Here is a 25600-nt window from a genome sequence, read left to right on the forward strand (position 1 = left end):
CGCAGTCGTTGCTCTTGTGGGCGCCGCTGGTGGCGATCGCACCGCTGGTCGGGGCCGTGGTTCTGCACGGCGGCTGTTCGCATTCGGGGGACGGTCCCCCTCCCCAGCCCGCTCCGGCGGCCACGGGAAGCACGGGCGCAGCCCCGGCGGCGGTAACACCGGAGCTGGCCGAAGCCGATGCCGGGATCGCGGGCGCGGAAGCGCGGGATGCGGGACCGCCAGTGCGCGTTCCTTCGGTCGTTCTCCATGTCGGCGACTCGACGGTGGGCTACTACGGCGGCCTGTCGAAGGCCCTGGCGGAGCGGTTCAAGGCCGAGGGTGCCCAGTACTACTCCGACGTGTGGACCAGCGCGTCCGTCGTGACCTTCGACAACTCGGACAAGTTCAAGAAGCTCATCGCGAAGCACAACCCCGACTTGATCCTCATCACCCTCGGGACCAACGACGTCACCATCCCGTCGCCCCAAGGCTTCGCGCACCACATCGCGAACATCGCCAAGAGAACCGAGGGGCGCGAGTGCATCTGGATCGGCCCGCCCACGTGGAAGAAGGACACGGGCATCGTCGAGGTCATCCGGCAGAACAGCGCGCCCTGCCGGTTCTTCGATTCGAGCCTGATGAAGATGCAGCGCCGGGTCGACGGCATCCACCCCACCGACAAGGGGGGCGAGACCTGGGCCGGCGCCTTCTGGGAGTTTTACCGCGGCAGCAACGGCAACTCGGTCACTGCGCAGTGACCGAGCCGCCACACGGAACGGTCAGCTCCTGCACCTTTCCGTCGCTGCCCACCTTCACGGTGTGCTTTCCGCACGAGACGACGTGGCTGCCCGCCCCTTGGGCCACGACCTTGCCGTCGACGTAGACGCGGTGACCGCCGCCGCGTTCCACGACGATTGTACCGGTGTTGCCACCCGCGGCCGGAGCTTCCACCGGTTTCGCTTCCGGCTTGGGTTCCGGCTTCACCTCCGGCTTGTGTTCGGGCTTCGGTTCCGGCTTGGCCTCGACGACCGGCGCAGGTGCGGTTGCGCTGGGCGGGGGTGCAGGGGTTGCCGCGGGCGGCGGGTCCTGCACCTTGGCCGGCTCGGACACGGATGCCTGGGCTCCTCCCGGCGCCGTGGGCGGCTCGCCTTGCTTCACGAAGAGCGAGGCCGCCCCGAGGCCCACGCCAAAGAGCGCGACCCCTCCCACGAGCCACCAGAGCAGCCGTGACTTCGATCCCGCCCCGGCCCTGTCCGCGATCAGCGGTGGGTTCTGCTGGGCGAGAATCTGCGAAGGAATGGCCGGCACCGTCGCCGCGAGCGGGTGGCTCGGACCGCCCGCCGCGACCACCGGCGGCACATCCGACGGGATCGTCTTCGAAAGATCCTGTTCCGGCGACGACGACGGCCCATCGGTCCGCACTGGCGGCGGGGCATCCGACACCGACACGCTCACCGACTTGGGCGGTGCGAAGCCGGTCGGCGCCGGCGAGACCAGCGTCTCCTCCACGGGCGCCGGCGTGGAGGGCGGCGGTGCCGCCTCGCGCTCGTCGACCTCCGTCGTAAACGGGTCGTGGGGCGGCAAGCCGTGCAGCCCGCCCAGAAGCGTCTCCTGGTGCCCCGGTGGAATCGACGATGGCGTGTTCGCCAGCTCGTTCAAGTCCACGCGACCGGGCATGGGCTCGGCCGAGCGTGGGAGCAGAAGCTCGCTGAACGACACCGCCGACGGCGGCCGAGACTCGTACTCGCGCGCCAACGTCGGCGGCTCCGCGTCCGGCCCCTCCCCGTAGGTGGCGGACGTGGCGTCCGTCGTCTCCAGGTCGTTGGGCGCGGCGTGGTAGCCCGAGTCCTCCACGAATTCGTCGATGGCGGAGCGAGCAAGCCCTGCCCCCACCGCAATGGACGACGTTGGCAACGTCTCCCGGTCCGACTCGTCCGTGCTGATGCGATCCACAGCGGTGATCAGGGCGGGTGCGCCCGGATCACTCGTCTCGATAGAGAATGCCGGCAAGCTGTCCTCCCCCGTCGCAGGTGCTCCTCCATTGTACGATGCGTCGGACGCAGCATCCATCGTGATAGGGGTCATCTTGGCCCACGAACTATCGCGTCCCGACGGCTCGTCCTCGCCTTCGCGAAGCCGATAGAGCGTGTCCTGCAAGAGGCGCCGACCCTCGTCCGGGGCCACGAAATCCCGGAGAATCTCCATCATGCTCTCGGCGGAGAGCTCGCGCTTCGCCGGATCGGCCTCGAGGCCCACCGCGACCGCCCGGCGGATGGCCTCCGGCAAATCCGGCCGAAGCACGTCCAGCGAGACCAAGTGCGGATAGGCCATGGCCCGCATGACTTCGATCTCCGGCAGCGCCGCATATTGAATGGCTTTGCGCCGTGCGAACTGCTCCCAGAGAAGCAACGTCGCCGTGTAAATATCCGTCTTCTCGGTGACCTTCTCCCCGCGCACTTGCTCCGGCGCCATGTATCCGAAGGTCCCTTTGGTGATGCCCGCCTTGGTGTCGCCGGCGACGTTGGTCACCTTGCCAATGCTGAAGTCACCCAGCTTGACCCGGCCATCCCAAGGAATGAGCACGTTCGACGGATTGATGTCGCGATGAATGACCGGAGCCAGGATTCCCGTTTCGGGATCCCGCGCCGTATGCGCGGCGGAGAGCGCTGAAAAGACGCACCACGCCAAATACGCACTCGCACGGTCATCGAGCCATCCGCCCGCGCCTTGAAGTTGCGACCGCAGCCGATTGAGGGCCAAGCCATCGACGTATTCGAGCACGATGACGAGCTTGTCTCGAACGGCAAACACCTCGAACAGCTGCACGACGAATGGGTGGTGCAACCGCCCATACGCCTCCGCATCGCGCGCGAGCAAGCGCTCGAACTGCGGGTCGTCGCGGTACGAGGGGAGCAACATTTTGAGCACGACCGGGCGGTGATCACCCGCGGGCTTGATAGGCCGCGCGAGGAGCACGTCACTGGTCCCGCCGCTGGCTAGCCGGCGGATCACTCGGAAATTGCCCACCGTCTCCGGGGGTCGTTCGTCTGCGTTCAACTCCAATCCTCAACCGCCCATGGCGCGTAAGTCCTCTTCCACACTTTCCAATAGCTCGTTTGCTCGCTCTTCGTCGATGCCAAGGCCCTCGGCAAATTGGTTCAAGACTTCGTTTTCCTGATCGGCGATTGCGTTGTCGGCAAAGGCTATGGCGGCTGCGAGCACGAAGGCAACTTCCCCGCGTGTCGCGTCCTCCTGCAGGGTTTCGATGATATCTTGCATTCGCTTTTCGCGGCCATCTTCCGCCGTTTTTTTGGCAGCCGCTTCGAGCATCGCCTCGATGTGCACGGTGCGCAGGGTATCACCCGACAAATTGCGCAGCGCGCCGGTGAGGACCTCGCGCTCGTTGTTGGTGACCTGCCCGTCGGCCGACATCATCATGTACATGGCGTCGCAAAGCGGGCCGTACTCGTCCAAAAGGCGCAGCGTCTCGGCCAAATCGGGGGTCACGTTCTCCGGCAAAACGATGGAGGGCCGCTGTCCGCGCAGACGGAGCTGGTCACGAAGGCGTGAGATGGTGGAGCTGGAGAGCCAGGGGATCATTCCTCATCGATCTTACATCGATGCGTGCCACTTGGTCCGTCCGGCGCACGGTGAAAATGAATTTCACTTTCACGACAATTCGCCTGAGGTCGCTAAGGGCTGCTGGCCAGCGCGATTTCGCCCGACTTGAGCGATCGCACCACGTGGAGGGCCTCCTCCCGCGACGCATAGAGTTGCGAAACGGTGTGCAGCTTCAGGTTCGCCAGTCGCACGGCCGTGCGCTGCAAGGAGCTCCCGCCGTAGCGCACGATGGTGACGGACATGTCCATGACGCGTTGCAATTGCGAGGCGTACACCTTCGTGTGTTTCACGTTGACGTCGATGCCGTCGTAGTCGACGACGCAGTAGACCTTTCGCCCCGCGCAGTACCGTTTCCAAAACGAGACGCAGCGATTGAAGTGGCCAACGATCTGCTCGGGCGTGTCGAGGCGCACGTGCGGGAACGTGAAGTAGAGAATGTTCTCGCTCGCATCGTAGGACAGCGTCGCTGTCTCCCCCCGCTCCGTGATCATCGATCGCGAAGATAATCCAATCGCCGCCTTCGGCATTGCAAATCGCCGCAGCCTCCAGCGCGCAACCGGCAGTTGCCTGCGATGTCGTTGTCACCGCACGGCGATTTACGTCTTGGTTGCATGTCGCAACGTGCGACGGCGACATCGCCGAATGGCCCGGCGCGCCAATGGGAATTCGCAGCGCAAATTCGAGTTTCGATAATAGGCATACGCAGTGCAATCGATATCGAGCGTCACTTCAATACACAAGGAGCCCGATTATGCACGACATCGATCGCACGTTCATGGAGAACGATTCCGAATATTCGACCCACGACTCGGAGTACTCGACGGGAACCGATTCGGAATCCGACAACGAAGAATTCGAATTTCAGAGTGAAGAGCAGGAATACGATGGCGAAGGCGTCTTCAGCGAGGACGAAGTGGAGCACCTCGCCGCCGAGTTGCTCTCGGTCTCGAACGAGCAGGAGCTCGATCACTTCCTTTTCAAGTCCATTGGGAGAGGGATCCGCTTCCTCGGTTCCAAGGCCAAGAGCTTCGTCAAATCCCCCACGTTCAAAAGCCTCTTGAACCAATTGAAGCCCATTGCTCGAAATCTGCTTCCCAAGGCCGGTGCGGCACTCGGCAACATGGTCGCACCGGGCATCGGCGGTGCCATTGGCAGCGCCGCGGCAGGCAAGCTCGGATCGTATTTCGGTCTCGAGCTCGAGGGGATGAGCGAAGAAGATCAGCAGTACGAAATTGCAAAACAGTTCGTGCGCCTCACGGGGGATGCAAGCAAGCGCGCCGCCGCGCTCCCGGCAGGGAATCCCTCGGCGCTCGTGCGCAAAGCCATTGCAGGCGCCTCGCACAAGTACGCTCCGGGGTTGGTAGGTCGCCGCTTCAATGGGTGGGTCGAGGGGCGAATCTCGGGAGGCGCCGACGGGCGCCAGGCGACGGGGCGCTGGATCCGGCGCGGCCGACACATCGTGCTTCTCAACGTGTGAGTCGGACCATGGCCACCGGCAATGCGCGATGGATGCTGTCGCAGGAGGCCCGAGCCATGCTCAATCGCCTCGATCGGGTGCACTCGTTGATGCTCGCCGAGACGATGGTGCCTGCGGCCGCGCCCTCGGCAGCCGCTTTGTTGGCCATCGATGGGTTTCTCGCCTCCGGGAGGCGCGCACTTCGAAGTCGCATTCGGCGTTACCTCGCGTGGCTCGCATCCGATGCGGGCCGCGCCACGCGGATCGAGGACGCGCACCGCAACTTCACGTTTCTGCGATTGCGTTTCAACGCGGTATTGACACAATTCGACATATTCAGCGAGGCGATGAGCCAGCGCAGTGAGGCCCGCACCGGAGTGTGGCTCGCGGCGCTGGACTTCGCCGCGAGGGACGCGTTGACCCTCCCGGGCTGGCCCGAGCCACCCCCCGTCCTCTGTTACCTCGCGCGCGACATGGGGGGTGCCATCCGCCGCGCGCGAACGCGGCTGCCCGGCGGAGGGCGCAATCCCGTGGCCATCGTGCGGCTTCCGCGCGAACGCATGCTGGGCAGCGGCATTGCGTCGTCCTTGGTGCACGAGATCGGGCACCAGGCGGCAGGGCTGTTCGATCTTCTGCCACCCCTTCGCGCCACCCTGGCGCCGCATGCGCGCGACAGCGCCGTCGAGAGCCGTATTTGGCAATCGTGGCGGCGCTGGATCTCCGAGATATTCTCGGACTTCTGGGCGGTGGCGCGGGTGGGCGCCACCTCGACGTTGGGGCTCATGACCTTGGTCAGCCTGCCGCGCGCGTTCGTGTTCCGCGCGAACGTGGACGATCCGCATCCGACGCCATGGATCCGGGTCAAGGTGAGCTGCGCCATGGGCGATGCGCTTTACCCGCATCCCCAATGGCAGGCGTTGGCACGACTGTGGGAATCGTATTATCCGATGACCGATTTACCCTTCGAGCAGCGCGGTTGGCTGCGCGTCCTGGAGGCGAGCATTCCACGATTTCTCGGGCGGCTCTTGGAGCATCGCGCCGAGTCGCTGGGGCGCGTTCGTCTCGGCGATGCTCTTCGACAGGCCGACCGGCATCCGTCGCACCTCTCCGAGCTTTGCCGGCGTTGGCGGCGCGCGCCGGAGCTCGTGAAACACGCCTCGCCGTGCCTCGTTTTCGCCGTGCTGGGCCAGGGCCGGCTCGATGGAACGGTCACGCCGGAAGAAGAGGGAAACGTCCTGGCAGGCCTGCTCGATCACTGGGCCATCACCGCAACGACCACCCGCGCCGCGACTGAAATGAGGAGAGCAATATGAGTGCTGATTTCAAAAATTTTCCAACATCCGTATTCGACGGCCAAGAGATCAACTTCGACGTCGAATTCATTCCCAAGAAACCGGATGCAACCCACACCTTCGTCTGGACGCTGATCGCCAAAAGTGACACCACGCCTCCCGACAAGCAGCCGCCGCCCATCGTGCTTCCCAAGCTGCTTCGCTTGGAGGCGCGCGTGGACAAAATCGTCGCCTCGTTCGCATGGCGCGTCGAGAAACGGAATACCGAGAACATCTTGACGGTGGACGTTCGCGAAAACGGCGAGTCGCTGAGCCCTACGTCGCAGCCTTTTACTGCCCTCGCGGGAAGCATCCCACAGGTCGCCGGCGAGGCATTCAACGAGGTGTCGGCGCAAGCCAACAAGAACGGCGCGTTCCCCGTGGCGCTGCAGTCGGGCCCAGGACCGGTCACTGCACTTTCCGACGAGGGACTCTGGGTGCAGATCCTTGCCGCAACGCGGGCCATCTCGTTCGATGCGTATGCCAGATTTCTTCAAAAGAACTTCGGCTACAAGGACGACGGCGGTTTGGGAGTGTCGGGCTCGCAGCCTTCGTGCCCGCCGGCCTCGTTCTTCACGGGGACGCGAACCTACGCGCGAATCAAAGAGGTCACGGAAAGGTTCATGAGGGAACGTTGCATCGTCGGTGAACCAGGCTCCGACGACGACGAGAAGGCCTTTCTCGCGGAGGCCATCCAGGAAGGCACTCTGCGGTTGCGACGCGCGGCGCAGGGCGATCCTTTGAAGACCCCCTTCCCCAACATCGAGCAGGTGCAGAAAGGTCTGCCGCTGGCGACGGAGGACTTGCAAACCTTCATCAAGTGCATCGACTCGAGCTTTCGCGACGTTTGCCTCGTCGAGCTCATTTGGACCTATTGGCACGAGGAGGCCATGCTCGTGCAGACCCTCAAGGCCATCAGCCGGCGCTTTCAGAACCGAAGCGCCCCGAACGGGCGCGACCCACTGGCCAATTTGGAAATCGACCCCTTGCGGCCACTGAACAATCTGCTCTGGGGATACATCCAGGACGAGCAATATCGATTGAGCGTGCTGCGCCGCGCACACGAATACGAGCATCACTATGGCATCTCGCTCGATGGCAAAGCGGTTACCGACGTGCGGCCGGCCGACCGGCGGTCGAAATTCCTCGAGTCGTTCCACAACCTGCTTTACCGGAGCATTCAATTCTACAAGCAGGACGACGACAAGACGGTTTCCGCCGATGGCTTCCCGGTGCTCAATGCCATCAAGGAAACGCATTATCTGGTCTCGGCGGGCGCACACAATCAATTTGGCGACCTGCCGTCCACGTCGCGTCAGGAGATGCTCATCGAGCAGTGGATCCTCGGGCGGCCCGAAATGCGGGAATTCCTGCGCGGCAGGCCGATGGTCCCCTACCCCGAGCCATGGATGGACCGGGTCGATGCCATGAAGTCCCTGCAGGGCTGGACCGACGTGAGCGTGGTTCATTTCCGTGACCTGGGCATCTTCGGCGAGCAGCTGCTGCTCTCCATCCGCCATGGTTCGTGGGCCCGGCAGAACGATCCCGCAGCAGGCATGAACTGGGCGCGTTTCTGGCGGCAGGAGGTGCAGGGATACATTCACGCCTACCGCGCGACTACTGGTGTGGACCTCACCACCGAGCCGACGGATTCCCGCTTCGCGCGCGAGCGCGTGCTTCCACCGGCCGTCCTGCTGCGCAAACGCCTCGTGGCCCAAGGCGTGCGCTGAGCGACGGCCATGCTCGACTTCACGTCGGCGCTTTACCTGGGCATGCGGCATGGTGCTCGGCAGCTCGAGGCATGGTCGTCGCTCACCGAAGGCAAACCGGCGGTCCTGGAGGATCCACCCGGTGCGCGGTCCGTCGCTGCTCGCCTCGCGGCCCTCACCGGCTGCCAGAGCGGGCTGCTTTTTCCCTCGACGCTGCACCTCTTCTGGGACCTGTTCTGCGTGCGGGCCGCGGACGAGCCCATCGCGATCCACTTCGACGCAGGGCTGTACGAAGTGGGCCGCTGGGGCATCCAGCGCGCGGCCGCGCACGGCGTTCCGGTGCACCGATTCGCCCACCACGATGTGCATGCGCTCGCGGCATCGCTCGAGCGGACACCGCGCGGGCGCCGCCCCGTCGTGGTCACCGACGGAGGGTGTCCGCGCTGCGGGCAGGTGGCGCCTCTTCGGCGGTACCTCGAACGGGTCCGGGCCCGCCGCGGGTACCTCGTGGTCGACGACACGCAGGCACTGGGGCTCTTCGGCGGCGGTGGCGGAGGCTCCTTGCGGAGGTTCGGCATCCGAGGCCCGGAGATCATCTGGTGCGCGTCGCTGGCCAAGGGATTCGGCGTTCCCGTCGCCGCGGTGGCCGGTGCAGCGCACGTGATCGCGAACATCGACGCATGCTCGGAGACGCGCGTGCATACGAGCCCGCCGTCGCAGGCCGTCATTTCCGCTGCGGCGCGTGCCCTCACCGTGAACGACGCCCGGGGGGCCGCGCTTCGTTCGCGCCTCGCGCGCAACATGCAGCGCTTTCGCGCGGGGCTTGCGCGCATGGGGGTGCGCGCACCGGGCAATGCATTCCCGCTGGTGAACCTTCCCGTGGCCGCACCGCGAAAGCTGCATGCGCGCCTTCTCCGGCGCGGCGTTCGTACCGTGCTCTTTCGCGGCGCGCTCGGATGGCTCCTCACCGCACGCCACACGGCAGCCGACATCGACGAGGGGCTGCGCGCGCTCGCAGACTCTCTGGGTGCGCCGTGATCATCGACGCACACTGCCACGCTGGCCCCGGCGACGGCTTCTCCGGCCCTTGGAGCTCCCGCGCGCCGCTCGGCGCGTACCTGCGGCGTGCACGCGAAGCCGGTATCGCGCGCACCGTTCTCTTTGCCGCATTCCACTCGGACTACGGCATGGCGAACCGCGCGGTCGCACGCATCGTGCAACGCGAGCCGCATCGCTTCATCGGGTTTGCCTTCGTGCACGCCGAGCGAGACCGCGGCCGCATCGCCTCGATGGTGCGCGAGGCGGTCGAGGATTACGGCTTTCGCGGCATCAAGGTGCACCGCCACGACGCGCGCATCAGCCGCGAGATCTGCGAGGCCGCGCGCACCTTCCGCGTCCCCGTCCTGTACGACGTCGGTGGCGAGGTGGCGCAGATCGAGCTGTTCGCCCGGGAATTTCCGAGCGTCCCTTTCATCATTCCGCACCTGGGAAGCTTCGCCGACGACTTCGCCGCCCAATCGGCCATCGCCGATGTCCTGGCCCGCCTCCCCAATGTGTACACCGACACGTCGGGCGTCCGCCGGTTCGATCTGTTGGTTCGCGCGCTCCGCCGCGCCGGCCCGGCCAAGGTTCTCTTCGGCTCCGACGGCCCTTGGCTTCACCCCGGGGTGGAGCTCGCAAAAATCCGCGCCCTCCGCCTCCCACCTTGGGACGAGCAATTGGTGCTCGGGGGCAACCTCTTACGACTGATTCACGACAACTCGGGAGATGAACGATGAACGACATGGACACGGAGCTCGACGAACTATTCGACACGGAGCTCGAGGAATACGAGCAAGAGCGTTCGAGCTGCGGGTGCGGCTGCAAGGGCCAGTCCGCGCAGGGCGAATTGGACGAATGGCAAGGTGAAACGGCGAGGAATGCGCCATGCCCGCCGCCCGAAGTGCTTCTTTCATGCCCGAAGACGGCGGTCCCACCTTTCGAAGTGCTCGATCACTTCGCCTTCGACGTGGCCCATATCGACCGCGTTCGTCATCCGCCGAAGATTGTCCGCGCTGCGCGTGCCATGGTCGCGAGCCAACGCACGGCGGCCCCGATTCGCACCGTGTTGGTCGTGGGGCACACGGACAAGGCGGGGCCGGATCCCTACAACCAGAGACTCGGCGAGCGACGTGCCGACGAGGTCATTCGTGGGCTTTGCACGCAGTTGGAGCGCATGACTCCCGGCCTCTCGCGCAAGATCACCTTTCAGCGCGCATCGTGCGGGGAAGACCGACGTAAAGCGACCGCCGCGCAAAGTCGCCGCGTCGAGATCTTCTTCCCGAAAGCCAGCCGCGTACAGCCGCGACCGCCTTACGGTGATCGGTGCAGCGCATCCGTGCCCCGCAGGACACTCGAGGTCGAATTGGGCGAGCTCGAGGCGCCCCGACAATGGCCCTTGAAGACGACTCGCCCCAAGGCCACTCCGTCGTCGACGGTAGAGCCCATACTCAGTCTATTTCTGAACGATACCAAGGAAGTAGACCGCGAACACTTCAAACGCGTAGCCGAGAACCAGGCGAAAGTCGTCCAAGCCTTCACCTTGGAGAATCCCAAGAACTGCGCTTCCCGGATCGGAGCGACACCTTATAACACGGGCAAAGATATCATCGGAGCCATCGTGGAGGCGCGCGCGTGCCTCAAACGCCCCATCAAAATGGTGCATATCTTCGGCCATGGCACGGCTCGCGGACTCGCCGGTCGCGGAGACAGCACCGTCGGCATGTATCGAAGCAACGGCCCCCCGCGGTTCGTCGACAGAAGCAATGGCGGACGAATCGTCACGGATATTCCCTCTGCGCCACTCTCCGACGACGTGACCTTCGTTCTGCACAGCTGCAGGTCCGCCGGCTACAGAGATTTCGACGAAAAACCGCTCAAGGTGGCGAACCTTGCCAAACAGCTGTATCAGCACCTCAAAGCATCCCTGAAAAATCCAGTTGTCTACGGGCACTGGACCAGGGGCTGCTCGGGCCGCAACTGCGAGTGGCGCGAATACTCGAACGCGAACCCCAACGGAAAAACGCTAAAAACGCTTCAGGACATCACCCCGGAGCACAACTGCAAGCTCGACGACCTGCCAAAGGCGTGCCGATGAGATTTCGCGTTCGTACGCCCATGTTTCGCCGGCGGCCTCGCTACGGCGGTCGTTTCTTCCGAGGGCCGCGCTTCTATCTGTTCGACGACCCGCTCTACGCCTGGCCACCGATCGAGGGCCTGGACGATCTCGACGATCTTTACGAGATCGAGCAAGAGCTCGACGAGTTGGACGAGCTCGATGAGTTGGACGAAAATCTGCGACAAACGCTACTTCGCTGGTAGTGCATTGACAGGCCCTTGGGCGAGCGGAGGTTTCGCATCGCATTGGGCAGACATCGAAGTTCGTTTCGCATGACGCCGCACACGGCGAAGCGTCCTTCGCCGCGCAACGAATAGCGCACATCATTCACGAAGTGCGCAATGGGTCCCCGATGCGGCCAATCGCGACACTTGGAGATGCAAATTATCATGTCGAATCATTCACTTTCCCGAACGACATATTGTAAATGCGAATACCACACTCGGTTCTGCGCGCCTCGAACGAGAGGCCGAACGGCCATCGAGGCCGAGTTCGAGATGACGGCTGGGTACACCCAATGCGACTTCATCGATAAGCGGATCGATGTCCTCGCGCAATATGCACTTTACACGCTCTTCAAACGCGACGTTCGCGGACGAACGGCGGCCCTCGAGATGCTCGCCGCGGTGCGCGTTGGTACCATCCAAGGGATCTACAAAGAGGACACGAGGGTTCCGGCGCTTGCCGCCCGGCGCAACGGGCGCGGATGGTGGCAGATCGTTCCTGCCGGCGTCGACGCCACGACATTCGACGCACCGACACCGATGATCGTCTTCAAACGCGCGGCCGGTAGCAGCCGGGCGCGACTCGCGATCGCACTCGAGCGCACGTGGCAGAGCGCGGCGCTGGCTAAGTCGCCGCCACCGGCGCCCAGTGGGAAGCCGTGCCCGCCCAGGCCATCCCCGGTGATTGAATTTCCGCCGGACACCATCACGCCCGACCCTCCGATCCCCCCAATCCCCGTGCCCCCGCAACAGGGATGCGACAAAACCGAGTGGTCACGCCGCATCGATGCGTGCATCGCGGACACCAAGCGGAGCGTTGCACTGTGCCACGCGTCTCTCGCTCGTGCGCTCGTGTCCTGCAAAGCCAAGCCAATTTGCAACGCGCGCGCGATGGCGGCATATTATCGCTGCTTGCGCCAATGCCGTGACGCCCTGAATGCGTGCCGTGAGGCTGCCGAGAAGGCCACTCGCTGCAAAGAGGGTGATTGGAACAAGCGAGCTTCGGAGATGGGAGCTCTCTTCCGTGAGGTTGATGAGATCGATCGAGAGCTCGACGAGCTCACGCTTTTCGACCGATCAGGCGCAGCAAATTCCCGCCGACGATGAGGCGCTCGTCGGCGGGTGGCAGGCCCAGGGCGCGGATCTTGGCCAGCTCGAGGCCGGGGTGGAGCCACGGCCCGTCGCTGCCAAAGAGCACTTTGCTCGGGCCCACGCGGGCCACGGCGCTTTCCAACAAGTCGAATCGGCGTACGCCCGACGTGTCGGTGTACACGTTGGGAAGGCGAGGCAGCTTGTCGATCAGGGAGATCTGCGCACGGTAGTCGTCGGCGAAGCTGCCCAGGTGCGGAATGATGAAAGGGACGTCGGGGTACTCGGGGGCGAGCAAATCCAATATGGTCACGTCGCCCATGACGTCATAGAGGATGGGTAGACCGAAGCTTTGCGCCACCTCGCACACTTCGCGGGTGATGCGCCCGTCGTGCTGGTGCACCTTGATGCCGCGAAAGCCGTAGCGCTCCACGGCCTCGCCCACCAAGCTGCGCACGTTGCCGACATCGCTCTTCGGATTGATGAACGCAAACCCGATGAGGCGGCCCTCGTGCTTGGCTACGATGCGCGCCACCTCGCGGTTGGCGGCGGCGTAGTCGGAGTGAAAGGCGGAGAACACGACGGTGCGCGTGATGCCGGCTTCCGAGGCGCGCGCCAGGTAGCGCTCCAGAGGCGCCGTCGTGTCCCAGGGTCCGGTGAAGCCATCTCCCTTGCCGGCGTGGCAGTGGCAGTCGATGATCATGCGAACTCGTCGTCGTACATGCGACGCCGCCGAGCCCATCGCGCACGCCGGCGCGCCCAACGCGCGCGGTACCCGAATTCGCCCTCGGGCGGCGCATCTCCAGCCCCATCCCCCCCGGCCTGTGCGGGCTCCGCATCGGGCGGCGGCTCCTCGGGCGGCGGGGGCTCCGCAACGGCGGCCGGTTCCGCAACGGGGGGCTCGGCCACGACGGGCGGCGGCGGCTCGGGAGCGGGCACCGTCCAGGGATACGAACCGAAAATCCACGGCAAGCTCGGGGCCGAAACGCCGGTGCGGTAGATCCACGGGCGCACGACACGCGACACTGACGGGGCGGCCCCGCGAAAGAGCCACGATCGCGGGTACGTGCGCCCCACCACACGCCGCCCGAAGATCCAAGGACGCGTAGGTCCGGCGCGCCGGCCCCACGGAAGGTAACGCCCGCGCCCCACGTAACCGCGCCCGAAGGTCCGGCGGATCAGTGGCGTTCGGAATCGTACGCTGGGGTGGCGCCCGCGCAGGAAGCGCCGCACGACGGCGCGCACGGGTCGCGCCCGACGAACGCGAATCTCGTCCTCTCGTTGCACGTAATTGCTCATCACCATGGCCTTCTTTCCCCGCTCGTCACGCGGCGACATGTTCTCGAAACCCGTGTGAAAGTCGTAAGGGCGTCTTCGATGTTCTCGAAGCTGTGGTCCGCCCGAACCAGGAACGTGATCGACGTGCGCGGCCCGCAACGAGATTGCTGCGGCACCGTGCGCACGCCGCGCCGCGCGAGCTCCTCGTAGACGCCGCGGGCGCGTTGCCGGTCGTCGAGCCAGCATCGCTGCACTGGAAAAGCCGATTGCGCGCTAGATGCGGCGATGCCCAACCCGGCGGCGCAGGCTCTGAAGTGCGCGACGCGCCGTGCAAGCCGCTGGCGCAGGCGATCGCCCTCGCGCGCATTCGTCACGCAGGCCGCCTTCGCCGCCGCGAGGCTCGCCGCGGACGGCGGGCTCGCATGGACACGCGTCTCGCTCTCCCGTTGCAGACGCAGGATTCGCTCGCGCGCTCCGGCCACGACGCAAAGAGGCGCTCCAAAGGCCTTGGCGAGCGAAGCCACCATCACGGTATCCGCGCCGCGGACGCCTTGCGCCATCAGGCTTCCGCCGCCCCTTTCCCCGAGCAGCCCGAACGCCTGCGTGTCCTCCACCACGAGCGCCCCGCCGTGCGCCCGCGCGATCTCCGCATACGCGCCCAGCGGCGCCGCCCGCCCACAGCCCGGACAGAAGCCGTCGACCGCGATCCACAGCCGTCCTGCGCATTGGTGATCGCGGAGCAAGCGGGCAAGAGCCCCAGGATCGTGATGGGCGAAGCGGCGATGGGAGACGCCCCTTCGCACGCCGGCCATCTCGATCCCCCATTGCATGATGGGATAAATCCCGTCGTCGTACGCCACGAGATCGCTTGGGCCCCCGGCATGCTGAAAGAGGTCCCAAAACAGATGCAACGTGGACGGAAACACCGCTGCATGCTCCGCGCCGGCAAGCTGCGCGATCGACCTCGTCACCGCGCCGGCACCCGGCGGCTCCCGCAAAACTGCGGGGACCCCGGTGGTCAGCTCCCGCCACGGCTCCAGCTCGGTGCTCGCGTGGCGAAAGCCGAGGTAGCGCGCCGACGCAAAATCGATGCATGCATTCTGCATTCACTTGACGGCCTGCTGCGTGAGAAGCCGGTTGCGCAGGTGCACCGAGGGCGGCAGGTAGCGCTCCGTCGCCTGGCGCTGATCGGTGAGCTCCGCGGTGAGATCGATGCCCGTCACCGCGCGGTACGCGTGAATGTACCCCTGGATCTCGGCCCGCCAATACCGCGCCCAATTGGCCGCGCTGTGGGGCGTATTCTCCAGGCTCCACGCGCCGTAGCGGATCGAGAGCACGATTTGCTCGCCAAACACGGCGAGGTCGCGGAAGTGCACCACGCTGGCGTCGGTCCAGCCCTTGAGCATCTTGACCGCGTCGACACGGTCCATCCACCGCTCGGGGTACGGCACCATCACGCGGCCACCGAGAAACTCGCGCATCTCCGGCCGCGACAGAATGTATTGCTGCATCAACATTTCCTGCCGTCCGCCGGCCGGCAAGTCGCCGAATTGATTGTGCGCCCCGTGCGCGAGCACGTAGTGCGTCTCTTTGATGGCATTGAGCACGGGGAAGCCGTCGGCCACCACGGTGGTGTCGTCGTCCTCGCGGTAGAACTTGGTGCATCGGTGCAGCAAGTTGTGGAACGACTCGAGGAACTTCGACCGACGGTCGATGGTCCGCAGATCTTTCATCACCTTGCCATGCAAGGTAAATCCGTAATGGTGGTCGTATTCGTGCCCGCGCCGGAGCACGCTCAAGCGATTCGGCTCGTCCTGCACGAAGCCCCAGAGCAATTGGCTCAAGGGTCGCAGTGGGTCGATTTCCAAGTTGGCCAGCGGATCGCGGCCGTTGGGGCCGCGCACGTTCTGGAAGCGCTGGGTGATGGCGTTCATCGTCTGCACGAGCATCCCCTCCTCGTGCCAATACGACCAAATGAGCTCGAGCATGCAGGGGAATACCAACTTGCTCTGCAGGTACCCGCATTGGTCGTCCACGATGCCGGAGTACGTCGCCCGCGGCCCGGCGAGATCACCGAGTTTGCGCCGAATGATATCCAAATAGGGAAGGATGAGCGCCTGCCCGTCATCGCCTTCGGAAGCGATGGGAATCAGGTAATCGCTCCACATTTCCTCGAACTTCTTCGGCAGCGTGTGCCCGAAGCGCGCCTCCTCCTCGGCCAGATCGAGCTCCAGCGGCTCACCGGGGATCACGCCGCATCGGGTCATCACGAAGACCTCGGTCGCGAACTTCAGCACCCGGTACGGCCCATAGTTGGAAACCATCCACGCCGTTTCGCCGGCGAGATCCCACTCGTTCCTGTGCCTTCCCTTCCCGTTTCCATTTCCGCGCTTGTGAGGCGGTCGGCGCGCGAGAAAGGCTTCGACGAATTTCTCGTACACGTCGTAGTGCAGCTGGTTCGTGCTCGCGCGGATCGCGATCCACAGTATCTCGTCCTTGGTCGGCGGCACGTGGGCGCGTCCCAAGGTCACGGCCACCGGCGTAGGCTGCACCACCGGCCCCGGCGCGCTTCCGGTGAAGGACACGAAGGCCACCGGCGGCAGATCCTTCACCTGCACCAGCGAATGCTCGGAGCTCTCCAGCACCTGCCCGCGCCTTCGCACGGCGCGAATGTCGTAATAGCCCTTTTCGATGCGCCCAGTGTTCAATCGAATGGCCGAATTCTCCGGGTGCAAGGGCTCCCAGATCTGCTCCGGCAACGGCCCCCACTCCACTTTGGAGTTGTCCCCCTGGTCGGTGTGTTTGCGAATTTGCCATTCGAACGGCTTGCCCACGGCCACCGTGCCGCCGGTCTCGTCGACGATCATGAACATGCGAACCGGATCGCCGTCGTTCGTGTCCTTTTTCGGATAGATGTGCAAACCCTCGCAGGTTTCCAAGTTTGTGCCCAACTTCGCCGTCTGCCCCGATTGGTCCGGCGTCTGGGCCGGGTCGACCTGTTCCGGTTTCTCGCCATTATGCGCTGTCATGTTCACGTCCTCCTCTACCGAATCGCTTGTTCTGGAAAACGCGCCGTCTCCCGCACGACGGCGCCGGCCCCGTTGCTCGTGATGCCTGCGCAGACTTCGCCGGCGTCGACGGTGCTCCGCCACGCCCAGTGCCGGAGCAGTTTCGCCAGCAGATCGCCTTCGTGCTCCGGCGTGATCGATCCGCGCACGCGCGCTTGACCGATGACCGCGAAGGCCAAGGTCGGCGGCGCGCGCACGAGCCGGCTCGGGGAGCCTCCTTGGCTCCAACTCCGGTGAAGAATGGCGAGTCGGTCGGGGCGTCGCTCGCGGGTCGCCAAAACGTCCTTCAGCGATTTGCCCCGGAGCGCCGGAGGACAATGGTTCACCAAAAGGCCCACGAACTCCGGCATGCACTGCTCCACCGCGGCAAAGAGCTCCCGGCGCGCACCATCGAGGCGATCCATCGGATAGAGCGACGTCCAGAGTTCATCCAGATCCTGCCAACTGGAATGCGGATAAAGGGCATTTCCAATGGCCGCGCTCAATTTGACCCGGAGATACGGCGTGGGATGCGGATCCCCGGGGTTGATGCGAAAGACGAACGGCGGCGGCAGGCTCACCACGCCCATGAGGCCCGCCGTGGAGGTGATGCCCACCTTGGCGATGGACCAGAGGTCGGCCACGATCTCCGAGATCCACCGGCTCCAGAGCTGCCACGTCGCGCTGGAGGAGCCCTGCGGCGGCGCCGTCTCCCGCAGCTCCTTGCGCAGCGACGGCACCAGGCCGAGAAGCGCCGCGCCCTGGTGCCCCACCTCGTGAACCAACGACGAGGCGAGGCTGCTGCTGATCATGCGCTCGCGCGGCAGGCGCACGATGGCGATGGGGTTCTCTTCGCCGCCGGGCAGGCGCGTCCTGGCACGACGGATGGCCGCCCCAGGACCGCGCGCGAGGTAACAGATGACCGGTGGCGGATCGATGTAGCCGGGAAGCGCGAGGGCATCGCGGCACACCACGTCGAGACCACTGAGCCATACGCCGGTCTCCGCTTCACTGCGCTGGCTGAGCGCCTCGCTGAAGATATCGACGTGCGAGAGCACCGCATTGAAGCGGAGTCGCACGAAGGTAAAGCGCTTCTGGCACTCCGCCGGCGTCGCCCGCGCTCCGTCCGGCCCCTCCAGCCAATCGAGGAACTCGAGCACACGGTTTTTCATGCGGCGGACACCGCGCGAAAGGTGCCGCTCGATCGCCGCTTGCGCCTCGACGCCGAGGGCCGCCGCCGGCACCATCGTCTCCTGCAGCGCAAACGACTTGATCCGCGAAAGCCGGTTCAAGAGCGCGCGCGCTTCCTGCGCGAGCATCCACGATGCGGAGAGGCCGGAGGCCATCGATCACGCTCCGTAAAGGACGATTTGGTTTCCTTTGCGCACCCAGCGCCCACTCGCGCCGGCCGCGGCGCCCGGACGTGCGTGCCCATTGGAGATCCCCGCATGGGCGAGAATGCCCGGTGCGTACTTGTGGGCCGCCTGGGTGATGGCCTGCGAGGCGACGCCCTTCGGATCGGTGCCGGGGGGCGCGTTGAGCGCCGAATTCGCCGCATCGGCCGCAAAGCGGACGAACTGTTTGGCCAGCTCGAACTCGCTGTCCTCGAGGCTGAGGCCCTCGAGCTCCAGCCCGAACATCGACCCGGCGGCGGAGGCCACCTGGCTTCCAATCTGGCCGCCGACGCCCGGTGCAATCCAGTTGCCGAGCGCGCGCCCGGCGACGGGGAGCGCCTTTTTCGCGACGCCTTTGAGCGCACCGCCGAGTTGACGGCCAATGGGCGAGTTGATGGCTTTTCCGGCCAGGCTGCCGACGGTTTTGATCAGCCCTCCGAGAAATTGCTCCAGCTCCTGCTCGTTGGAAATGCCGAGCATCTCACTGGCCAGCTCGTTCAATTCGTCTTCGTGGAATACTTCCTTTTCGCCCTCGCCCTGAAATTCCGATTCGCCCTCGCCCTGGAATTCGAGAAACTCGGTTTCCATATGGGTACGCCCCATCGTTCGATCGAGATCGTGCATGACTCGCGCTCCCTTCTTTCTATGGACGTGCTCACCGCCGTCGCACGAGCAGGAGTTCACGGTGCGTGCCAAGAGCAATGATCGCGATTTGCTCGTTTCTGGTGCCCAAGCAACGAAGCGCACTTCGTCGGAGGCCTCCCGGGCACGAAGCGTCATTCGCGCGGACGCCGGGCGCATAGGCAAATCGCACGAACCGCTACTGGCATATCGACTGCTTCGCCTCGTTTTGGAGGACGACGATCATGACATCTGCACCGTATCGAAATGATGAAAGCGAGACCGAGGCCGAGCTGGCCGCGGAGTTGTTGGAGATTCAAAGCGAGGAGGAGCTGGACCACTTCATTCCGCTGCTCCTGCCCGCGCTCAAGCTGGCCGCGCCGCTCCTGGGCAAGGTGGCGGGGCCCTTGTTCAAGGGATTAGCGGGCAAGGCCCTCCCCTTTCTGCGCGGCGGAAAGCGGCGCCCTCGCCAACCTCCGCCGCCACAGGATCAATTCCTCGGCAAGATCATCGGCGGCCTTTTCGGCGAGCTGGAGGCCGAAAACGAAGAGGAGGAGCAGTTCCTCGGCAAAATCTTGGTCGGCGATCGCGAGGTGCAGGAGCAGTTCCTCGGCGGCATCGTCAAACGGCTCTTCGGTGGGCGCGAGCTCGAGGCCGAAGTGGCCACCCCCGACCATCGGGCGCGCCGGTTCGTGCGCCTGGCCCGCCGCGCGGCGCGACGCGCAGGGCTCGAGATCGCGTCGCGCCTGGAGGCCGGGCATCGCCTCACCGAGAAAGAGGCCCGCAAGCTCGTGCTCCGGGCCATCGTCCAGACCTTGGGAAAGCCGGGCCACGTTGCGCAGAACGGCCACGCGGGTCCCGCGGGCCGCGCGACCTGGGTACGCCAGGGCGATCGTCTGATCTTCACGATGTAAAGGACGTCAGTCCTGCCGCTTCGCGAGCTCCATCTGGAGCGCGCGATCGGTCACCTTGAGCATCTTGGCGGCGCGCGGCACGTTCCGCGCGGCCGCCGAGAGCGCCGCGCGAATCGCCGCATCGCGGGCCACCTGGCCGATCTCTTTGAGGCCGAATCCGCGCTGCACCGCCTCTTCGACGGCGCTATCGATGCGCCGCTCGGCGCGCTCCGATGCGGGAGGAAGGTCGTCCGGGGGGATGTCGCCCGCGGTGAGCGGTCCACCGCCCACGTGGCGCGCGCAGAGCCGCTCGACGACCTGCCGCAGCTCCCGCACGTTGCCCGGATAGTCGCGCCTCAGCAGAAACTCGCAGACCCGCTCGTCGAGGATCACCATTCTCCCCGCCGGTCCCAGGTATTGGCGCGCGAAGTGCTCGGCCAGCGGCAGAATGTGCTCGCGGCGTTCGCGCAGCGGCGGAAGGCGGAACGTCCAGGTACCGATGCGGTAGAAGAAATCGGCCCGAAAGCCTTTTCGCTCCACCTCGGCGGGCAAATCGCGATTGGTCGCGCTTATCAAACGAAAATCGATTTCGAACCATTGGTTGCCGCCCACGCGTTTGTACGTGCGCTCCTGCACCACGCGCAGAAGCTGCGCCTGCAGCGCCTCCGGCAGCTCCCCCACCTCGTCCAGGAACAGCGTGCCCTTGTGGGCCAGCGCAAAGGCCCCGTCACGCCGACTGGCCGCCCCGGTAAAGGCGCCGCGCTCGTGCCCGAAAAATTCGCTCCCCGACAGCTCCGGCACGATCGTCGCCGAATCGACGGTGATCAATTCGCCTTTGTCGGGTCGCCGATCCAATGAGTGAATCAAGCGTGCGACCTGCTCTTTGCCGGTGCCGCTCTCGCCCAGCAGCAAGACCGACGTCGTGGTGAACACCGCCACCTCGACGATCTGCCGGAGCACTTGCCGCAACACCGGGCTGCCCCCAACGACGTACGACGAGACCAGGGGCGACTCCAAGAGGCGATCCACCTCGTTCCAGCGCTCCGAGCGCGCCGCGATGACCGCTGCAACCTCGTCGGGTTGCCAAACGACGACCTCCTTCGCCCCGGCCGCGAGCAAACGCCAGGTTTTTCCCGAGGAAAGCGCGTCTGCGTGCAGCGCAATGGCGATGATGCGCGAGCCGCCCGCGTGACTCCATTCGCGCAGCGCGCCCTCCAACTCGGGGCCCACCACGTCGAACAGAAGCAACCCGACCTGCGGCGTGCCATCGTCTTCCACGATATGCACGCCGCGCCGCTCGAGATCTTCGCGGACTGCCGGCACGGTTGCCGACGAACGAACCATCGATCGAAGCCAAACCGAGAGCATGAGCCGCCCCCCCTCATTCGAGAACGTGCCCGAATTAGGATTAGACCGGCGGCCAGCCCTGTCTTGTCATCCAACTCGATGACGTTCGACGCTAACGCGAGGAGCCCTCGAGCAACTTCCTCAAGGCACGCATGAAACTGAATTCGTTCTGGACGGGTTGAATCACCTCGGGACGGCGCAAGCGCGTCTCCGTCGTCCATGAAATGTCGTTTACCGGATCCACTTCATAGGGATTCGGCTCTTTTTCGCCCATATCACGCCATGGGCCAGCGCTATCGCTCCGTTTCATACCCCCGTTGATAGGGCCGATGACGGAGCGACAGCCATCCATTGTGCATTAACCCCATGTGCCAAACATGGGCCGGGCACACGCGCCCCCTCACGGGCTAAGGCGCCGGCCTCGCCGGGTTTGTCCCGCTGCCGTTGCTTGCCTGCAAACGACTCGCGAGTCCGCCACAGTCAATCGACTTTTGCGTTAGTCGTCGAACTTGAAGAGATCTTCCAGGTCCGTCTTGGTGAGCTTCTTCGCCCCGCCCACGTCCTCGCTGAGAACTGCGCCAACGAGCTCGCGTTTCTTGGCGCCCAATTCGAGGATCTTCTCCTCGATGGTGCCCTTGGCGATGAGCCGGTACGTCGTAACCACCTTGGTCTGGCCGATGCGGTGGGCACGGTCCGTCGCCTGATCCTCCACGGCCGGATTCCACCACGGGTCGAAGTGGATGACCGTATCGGCTGCGGTAAGGTTCAAACCGCTTCCGCCAGCCTTGAGCGAGATGAGGAAGATGGGCGGCCCGTCTTCATCCTGGAAGCGCTCGACCACGGCCTGGCGGTCTCGGGTGGAGCCATCCAGGTACTCGTAGGCCACGCCGTCTTCCTCCATGGCGCGCCGGATGATCGAGAGCATCGATACGAACTGGCTGAACACGAGCACGCGGTGCCCGCCGGCAACGCACGTCTCGATGAGATCGCGCAGCGCCACGAGCTTGCCCGAGTCCACGTCGCCGAACTCGCGCGGCAGGCCCAGCAAGCGCGGATCGCACGCCGCCTGGCGCAACCGGGTGAGGCCCGCGAGGATCTGGATGTGGCTCTTGGCCATGCCCTGGCGTTCGACCTCGCCCATGACCTGCGCGCGCACTTCCTTGAGCACGGCCGCGTACAAGGAAGCCTGCTCGCCGGTGAGCTCGCAGACCTGGTCGGTCTCGATCTTGTCCGGGAGCTCCTTGAGCACCTCGGACTTCGTGCGGCGCAAGATGAAGGGGTGAATCGTGGCGCGCAACCGTTGCGCGGCCTTGGAGTCGCCATTGTCGATGGGCCGCGAATAGCGCTCCTCGAACTTGTCGAGCGGGCCGAGGAGGCCGGGGCTCACGAAGTCGAAGATCGACCAAATCTCGGAGAGGCGGTTCTCGATGGGCGTACCCGACAGGGCCAGCCGCCGCGCCGCCTTCAGCCGCTTGGCCGCACGTGCCGTCGCCGACATCGGATTCTTGATCTGCTGCGCCTCGTCCAAAATCGCATAACGGAGGTTCAATTTGGCCAGAAGCTCTTCGTCGCGGCGCAGGAGCGCGTAGCTCGTGACGATGACGTCGGCGTCCTCGAGATCGTCGATGCGCTCCTTGCGGTCGATGCCGTGCCAGAGCGCGTGCTTCAACGACGGGGCGAACTTGTCCATCTCGCGCAGCCAGTTGGTGACCACGCTGGTGGGCGCCACGATGAGCGCCTTGAAGGGAACGCCCGCCTTCTCGTCGGCCGCCTTGACGGCGAGGAGCAGCGCCAACGTCTGGATCGTCTTACCGAGACCCATGTCGTCGGCCAGGACGCCGCCAGAGCCAATCTCATGGAGGAACCAGAGCCAGTGGAAGCCTTGCTCCTGGTACGGACGCAGCGACGCTTTGAGGTTGCGCGGCTTGCGTGCACCCTTGATCTCGTCGATGTCGCGCAGCTTGGTGAACAGGTCCTTCGCGCCCTCGCTCACCGCCGTGCGGCCGACCTGCTGCAAAAGCTCCTGAATGCGGCCCGCCTGCGACAGCGGAAGCCGCCCGCCCTGCCCGCCGCCGGTGGCGAGGATCTCCGCCTGGCGCAGAAGCACGGACTTCACCTTTTCGGCATCGAGGCGGGAGAACGAGCCATCGGCCAGGCGCACGTACCGGCGTCCTTCGGCCAAACAGCGCGCGAGTTCCTCTTGCGTGACGGCCACGCCCTCGCTCTCGAAGGAGAGACGCAGCGAGAGCCAGTCCACGCCGCTGGAGACGCGGGCGTTCGCGGTGAGCGTCTCGCCGCGGACCTGCACGTCGACCAAGTCGTCGGGAACGAAAAGATCCCAGTGCTCCGGAAGGGCGCCGATGCCCTCGGTCCAGAACTGAATCGAGTCGTCTCCGCGCGCAATGAAGCCGTTGCCCTCTTCGTCGGGCTGCAGCCCCAGCTCGCGCAGGGCCGATGCGGCCTCCTGCTGCGCGGCGATGTCGCAACGGATGCAGAGGGCGCGCTTGGTGGCGCTCTGCGGCGGCTTGACGATGACCGGAGGGGTCATTCCGTCGGCGCGGACGTCGATTTCCACGTCTTCGTACGCGGCGCGCAAGGCCACTCGGGCCTCGGTGAGCGTGCCGCCCGCACGCATGCGGAACGTGGGAACGATGTCGCGCACCTCGGCGACCTGCGATAGCTCGGGAAGCTCGGCGCCCACTTCGAGTGCGACGCGCGGCAGGCCCTGGGCGATGAGCTGCGGCAGGTGATCGATCGGCTCGTGGATGAACGGGGCACGCGCCAGACGGCGGATGCTCGACGGTGACACACGCCGCTCGATCGGGCGGGCTACGCCCTCCTGCGCATCGACGTACCAACCCGGACTGCCCTCGAACCACGCGCCCTGCGCCATGGTGAATTTTCTCGGATCGCCGGGGCGCTGAAAGCTCGATTTGACGAGGACTTGCGTGCCGTCGGAGCTAAGTTCCAAATCGAAACGCGGACGGAGCGGCTCGTCGCCGAAGCGCAGCTCCATCATTTGCGGCTCCACGATGACCCGGCGCCCTTTGAGGGCCGAGAGCAGATCGCACGCATCTTCGCCGCGCACCTCGATGCCCACGCGACGCGGGCCCTCGGATTCGAAGCGGGCGAGCAGCCGAATGGGCTCGCGGTCGGGCGTGGGGCTCTGCGCCAAAAGCGGAAGGAGCGTACTCGGAAGAAGCGCCGTGCGGGCGTTCGGATCGATCAGCGTGATGGTGAGCGACAGCGGCCGCACCTGCATGCGGAACTCGATCACCTTGGGGAGCGGCGCCATGGGCTCGGGAAGCCAGGCATCGACGCCCGTGGACACGACGCCCGGGCGCTGAATCGGCGCGCTCACCGGCGCAATGCGTGCGCCCGTGGGGCTGCCCGTCGCAGCCGCCGCGGCCGCCGCTGCGGCCAATTTTGCCCGACGGCGGCGTCCTCGCCGCCCTCCCCCCGTCACGCCGGGCACGCTGGATTCCCCCCCACCGAGCACCGCGGCACCGGCACCGCCACCGTATGCGGGACCATGGCCGTTGGCTTGATAAGTAGGAGGTTTGGGGCCCATCGGCCCACCAGGGGATTGCATCGAAAAATCTCCACGATCTCGTGAAAAGGTTGTGCGCCCTCCCTCGTAAGGGTTGGACGCGTTCTGCCGCCCGGCATGACCTGGATGGTCCCCCCGCGTTTGCGGGGCGAAGTCCGAGGATGCTGGCGAAGAAGACGAGTAAGGACTCGGGTCGGAGTCGGGGGCGCGCTCACGCTCTCCGCGTGGTCCTCGCGTTTGGTCCCGAAGTGCGATGAGCAGGGCCGCCACATGCTTGCAATGCCCGTTGACCTTGGGAAAGGCCGGGCAACTGCACGTGGACGTGAACCCACCGGGCGTCAGATCGAGCTGAACGCGGTAGGGCTCGGCCTCGGTTCCTCGAACCTCTCCCTTGGCGGACGAGTCTTGGATGGCGATCTCGTTGACGGCGTTTCGCCGGACGTAATCGTAACCGCGAAGAAATGCACGCGCCCCCAAAAGTCTTCGGAGTGCACGATCGTTAAGCGTGGATATCGCTTCCGTGAAGGGACTCGACAAGACCCGCCATGCGCGCAATACAAGCGCGCCCTTTCTTTCTCGGAACGGCCGCGCAACGCACCAGCACTCACCAGGAGACCCAAGGGCCCCAGAAAAATGGTGGGGGAACGGACCGTTTTGTCATTTCATAGGCTCGCGCAATTCAATGGAGCGAGCGTTTCACATCTTATGGCCGCATCCCTTGCAAAAAAGGAAACCGCCGAAGGGCCGACCGCATGCCCGGGAAAAAAAAAGCGGCCAATCGATATTTTAGGAGGATTTGGGGTAGCGGAGCCCCCCAAAGGTGTCTGGAACTTTCGCGGGTTTTTGGGTGGCGGAGCCCCCCGGTACCTCACGATATTCTCGGGGGCTTGGGGCGGCGGAGCCC

Annotated in this window: 21 protein-coding genes; 10 read left to right on the forward strand and 11 right to left on the reverse strand. The window is 65.2% G+C overall.

Annotated features, from left to right (window positions below; translation table 11 throughout):
• Positions 1 to 8 precede the first annotated feature (8 nt).
• Complete coding sequence (locus LVJ94_21950; protein ID WXB09878.1) at positions 9 to 737, forward strand: SGNH/GDSL hydrolase family protein; 729 nt, start codon at positions 9 to 11, stop codon at positions 735 to 737.
• Here the strand turns inward: LVJ94_21950 and LVJ94_21955 are convergent.
• The 3 genes from LVJ94_21955 to LVJ94_21965 all read right to left on the reverse strand — a co-directional run bounded on the left by LVJ94_21955 (position 724) and on the right by LVJ94_21965 (position 4091).
• Positions 724 to 2991 (reverse strand): protein kinase, encoded by a 2268-nt coding sequence (locus tag LVJ94_21955; protein ID WXB09879.1) that lies wholly within the window; start codon positions 2989 to 2991, stop codon positions 724 to 726. The genes LVJ94_21950 and LVJ94_21955 overlap by 14 nt on opposite strands.
• Before the next feature lie 54 nt (positions 2992 to 3045).
• A complete protein-coding gene (locus LVJ94_21960) occupies positions 3046 to 3474 on the reverse strand; it encodes a TerB family tellurite resistance protein (GenBank protein WXB09880.1) in 429 nt (142 codons plus the stop codon).
• 197 nt (positions 3475 to 3671) lie between these two features.
• Positions 3672 to 4091 (reverse strand): hypothetical protein, encoded by a 420-nt coding sequence (locus LVJ94_21965; protein ID WXB09881.1) that lies wholly within the window; start codon positions 4089 to 4091, stop codon positions 3672 to 3674.
• Positions 4092 to 4351: 260 nt separating this feature from the next.
• Between LVJ94_21965 and LVJ94_21970 the strand changes: the two genes are divergently transcribed.
• The 8 genes from LVJ94_21970 (at position 4352) to LVJ94_22005 (ending at position 12584) form a co-directional block, all read left to right on the forward strand.
• Entirely contained in the window at positions 4352 to 5077 is a 726-nt protein-coding gene (locus LVJ94_21970) for a hypothetical protein (GenBank protein WXB09882.1), read from the forward strand.
• A gap of 8 nt (positions 5078 to 5085) precedes the next feature.
• The gene (locus LVJ94_21975) at positions 5086 to 6369 is read left to right on the forward strand and encodes a hypothetical protein (GenBank protein WXB09883.1); all 1284 of its coding nucleotides are present in this window, start codon (positions 5086 to 5088) and stop codon (positions 6367 to 6369) included.
• Positions 6366 to 8117, forward strand: a complete 1752-nt coding sequence (locus LVJ94_21980) for a hypothetical protein (protein WXB09884.1) — start codon at positions 6366 to 6368, stop codon at positions 8115 to 8117. Before LVJ94_21975 ends, LVJ94_21980 begins: the two co-directional genes overlap by 4 nt.
• A 9-nt stretch (positions 8118 to 8126) precedes the next feature.
• Positions 8127 to 9134 carry an aminotransferase class I/II-fold pyridoxal phosphate-dependent enzyme gene (locus tag LVJ94_21985; protein WXB09885.1) on the forward strand — a complete coding sequence of 336 codons (1008 nt, stop codon included), beginning with the start codon at positions 8127 to 8129 and terminating at the stop codon, positions 9132 to 9134.
• A complete protein-coding gene (locus tag LVJ94_21990; protein ID WXB09886.1) occupies positions 9131 to 9874 on the forward strand; it encodes an amidohydrolase family protein in 744 nt (247 codons plus the stop codon). The genes LVJ94_21985 and LVJ94_21990 overlap by 4 nt, the downstream gene beginning before the upstream one ends.
• The gene (locus tag LVJ94_21995; GenBank protein WXB09887.1) at positions 9871 to 11232 is read left to right on the forward strand and encodes a hypothetical protein; all 1362 of its coding nucleotides are present in this window, start codon (positions 9871 to 9873) and stop codon (positions 11230 to 11232) included. The genes LVJ94_21990 and LVJ94_21995 overlap by 4 nt, the downstream gene beginning before the upstream one ends.
• Positions 11229 to 11456 carry a hypothetical protein gene (locus LVJ94_22000; protein WXB09888.1) on the forward strand — a complete coding sequence of 76 codons (228 nt, stop codon included), beginning with the start codon at positions 11229 to 11231 and terminating at the stop codon, positions 11454 to 11456. Before LVJ94_21995 ends, LVJ94_22000 begins: the two co-directional genes overlap by 4 nt.
• Before the next feature lie 294 nt (positions 11457 to 11750).
• Positions 11751 to 12584 (forward strand): hypothetical protein, encoded by an 834-nt coding sequence (locus LVJ94_22005; protein WXB09889.1) that lies wholly within the window; start codon positions 11751 to 11753, stop codon positions 12582 to 12584.
• Here LVJ94_22005 and LVJ94_22010 read toward each other — a convergent pair.
• From LVJ94_22010 to LVJ94_22035, 6 genes are read right to left on the reverse strand one after another with little or no spacing between them, the layout of a single operon-like run.
• Positions 12538 to 13269 carry an amidohydrolase family protein gene (locus tag LVJ94_22010; GenBank protein WXB09890.1) on the reverse strand — a complete coding sequence of 244 codons (732 nt, stop codon included), beginning with the start codon at positions 13267 to 13269 and terminating at the stop codon, positions 12538 to 12540. The two genes, LVJ94_22005 and LVJ94_22010, sit on opposite strands and share 47 nt — an antisense overlap.
• Positions 13266 to 13904, reverse strand: a complete 639-nt coding sequence (locus tag LVJ94_22015; GenBank protein ID WXB09891.1) for a hypothetical protein — start codon at positions 13902 to 13904, stop codon at positions 13266 to 13268. The genes LVJ94_22010 and LVJ94_22015 overlap by 4 nt, the downstream gene beginning before the upstream one ends.
• Positions 13865 to 14950, reverse strand: a complete 1086-nt coding sequence (locus LVJ94_22020; protein WXB09892.1) for an aminotransferase class I/II-fold pyridoxal phosphate-dependent enzyme — start codon at positions 14948 to 14950, stop codon at positions 13865 to 13867. Before LVJ94_22020 ends, LVJ94_22015 begins: the two co-directional genes overlap by 40 nt.
• Positions 14951 to 16873: a hypothetical protein gene (locus tag LVJ94_22025; GenBank protein WXB09893.1), complete on the reverse strand. Its 1923-nt coding sequence runs from the start codon at positions 16871 to 16873 to the stop codon at positions 14951 to 14953. It abuts the gene before it with no gap.
• A 14-nt stretch (positions 16874 to 16887) separates the two neighbouring features.
• A complete protein-coding gene (locus LVJ94_22030; protein ID WXB09894.1) occupies positions 16888 to 18237 on the reverse strand; it encodes a hypothetical protein in 1350 nt (449 codons plus the stop codon).
• Positions 18238 to 18240: 3 nt separating this feature from the next.
• Positions 18241 to 18909: a hypothetical protein gene (locus LVJ94_22035; protein ID WXB09895.1), complete on the reverse strand. Its 669-nt coding sequence runs from the start codon at positions 18907 to 18909 to the stop codon at positions 18241 to 18243.
• Positions 18910 to 19151: 242 nt separating this feature from the next.
• Here LVJ94_22035 and LVJ94_22040 point away from each other — a divergent pair, with 242 nt between their 5' ends.
• The gene (locus LVJ94_22040) at positions 19152 to 19820 is read left to right on the forward strand and encodes a hypothetical protein (protein WXB09896.1); all 669 of its coding nucleotides are present in this window, start codon (positions 19152 to 19154) and stop codon (positions 19818 to 19820) included.
• 6 nt (positions 19821 to 19826) lie between these two features.
• Here LVJ94_22040 and LVJ94_22045 read toward each other — a convergent pair whose 3' ends face one another.
• On the reverse strand, positions 19827 to 21143 hold the full coding sequence (locus tag LVJ94_22045) for a sigma 54-interacting transcriptional regulator (protein ID WXB09897.1): 1317 nt from the start codon (positions 21141 to 21143) through the stop codon (positions 19827 to 19829).
• A gap of 499 nt (positions 21144 to 21642) precedes the next feature.
• On the reverse strand, positions 21643 to 24738 hold the full coding sequence (locus tag LVJ94_22050; GenBank protein WXB09898.1) for an SNF2 family helicase: 3096 nt from the start codon (positions 24736 to 24738) through the stop codon (positions 21643 to 21645).
• Between the last annotated feature and the right edge of the window lie 862 nt (positions 24739 to 25600).

This window comes from Sorangiineae bacterium MSr11367 (genome assembly GCA_037157805.1).
GTDB classification, from domain to species: domain Bacteria; phylum Myxococcota_A; class Polyangia; order Polyangiales; family Polyangiaceae; genus Pendulispora; species Pendulispora rubella.

Bases quoted from the DNA above. Each gene is read 5' to 3' on its own strand.
- LVJ94_22030 (WXB09894.1), bottom strand. From the start codon at position 18,237: ATGGCCTCCGGCCTCTCCGCATCGTGGATGCTCGCGCAGGAAGCGCGC.
- LVJ94_22015 (WXB09891.1), bottom strand. From the start codon at position 13,904: ATGTCGCCGCGTGACGAGCGGGGAAAGAAGGCCATGGTGATGAGCAAT.
- LVJ94_21975 (WXB09883.1), top strand. From the start codon at position 5,086: ATGGCCACCGGCAATGCGCGATGGATGCTGTCGCAGGAGGCCCGAGCC.
- LVJ94_21995 (WXB09887.1), top strand. From the start codon at position 9,871: ATGAACGACATGGACACGGAGCTCGACGAACTATTCGACACGGAGCTC.
- LVJ94_22020 (WXB09892.1), bottom strand. From the start codon at position 14,950: ATGCAGAATGCATGCATCGATTTTGCGTCGGCGCGCTACCTCGGCTTT.
- LVJ94_22025 (WXB09893.1), bottom strand. From the start codon at position 16,873: ATGACAGCGCATAATGGCGAGAAACCGGAACAGGTCGACCCGGCCCAG.
- LVJ94_21965 (WXB09881.1), bottom strand. From the start codon at position 4,091: ATGATCACGGAGCGGGGGGAGACAGCGACGCTGTCCTACGATGCGAGC.
- LVJ94_21970 (WXB09882.1), top strand. From the start codon at position 4,352: ATGCACGACATCGATCGCACGTTCATGGAGAACGATTCCGAATATTCG.
- LVJ94_22035 (WXB09895.1), bottom strand. From the start codon at position 18,909: ATGCACGATCTCGATCGAACGATGGGGCGTACCCATATGGAAACCGAG.
- LVJ94_22005 (WXB09889.1), top strand. From the start codon at position 11,751: ATGACGGCTGGGTACACCCAATGCGACTTCATCGATAAGCGGATCGAT.
- LVJ94_21985 (WXB09885.1), top strand. From the start codon at position 8,127: ATGCTCGACTTCACGTCGGCGCTTTACCTGGGCATGCGGCATGGTGCT.
- LVJ94_22010 (WXB09890.1), bottom strand. From the start codon at position 13,269: ATGATCATCGACTGCCACTGCCACGCCGGCAAGGGAGATGGCTTCACC.
- LVJ94_22040 (WXB09896.1), top strand. From the start codon at position 19,152: ATGACATCTGCACCGTATCGAAATGATGAAAGCGAGACCGAGGCCGAG.
- LVJ94_22000 (WXB09888.1), top strand. From the start codon at position 11,229: ATGAGATTTCGCGTTCGTACGCCCATGTTTCGCCGGCGGCCTCGCTAC.
- LVJ94_21980 (WXB09884.1), top strand. From the start codon at position 6,366: ATGAGTGCTGATTTCAAAAATTTTCCAACATCCGTATTCGACGGCCAA.
- LVJ94_22045 (WXB09897.1), bottom strand. From the start codon at position 21,143: ATGGTTCGTTCGTCGGCAACCGTGCCGGCAGTCCGCGAAGATCTCGAG.
- LVJ94_22050 (WXB09898.1), bottom strand. From the start codon at position 24,738: ATGCAATCCCCTGGTGGGCCGATGGGCCCCAAACCTCCTACTTATCAA.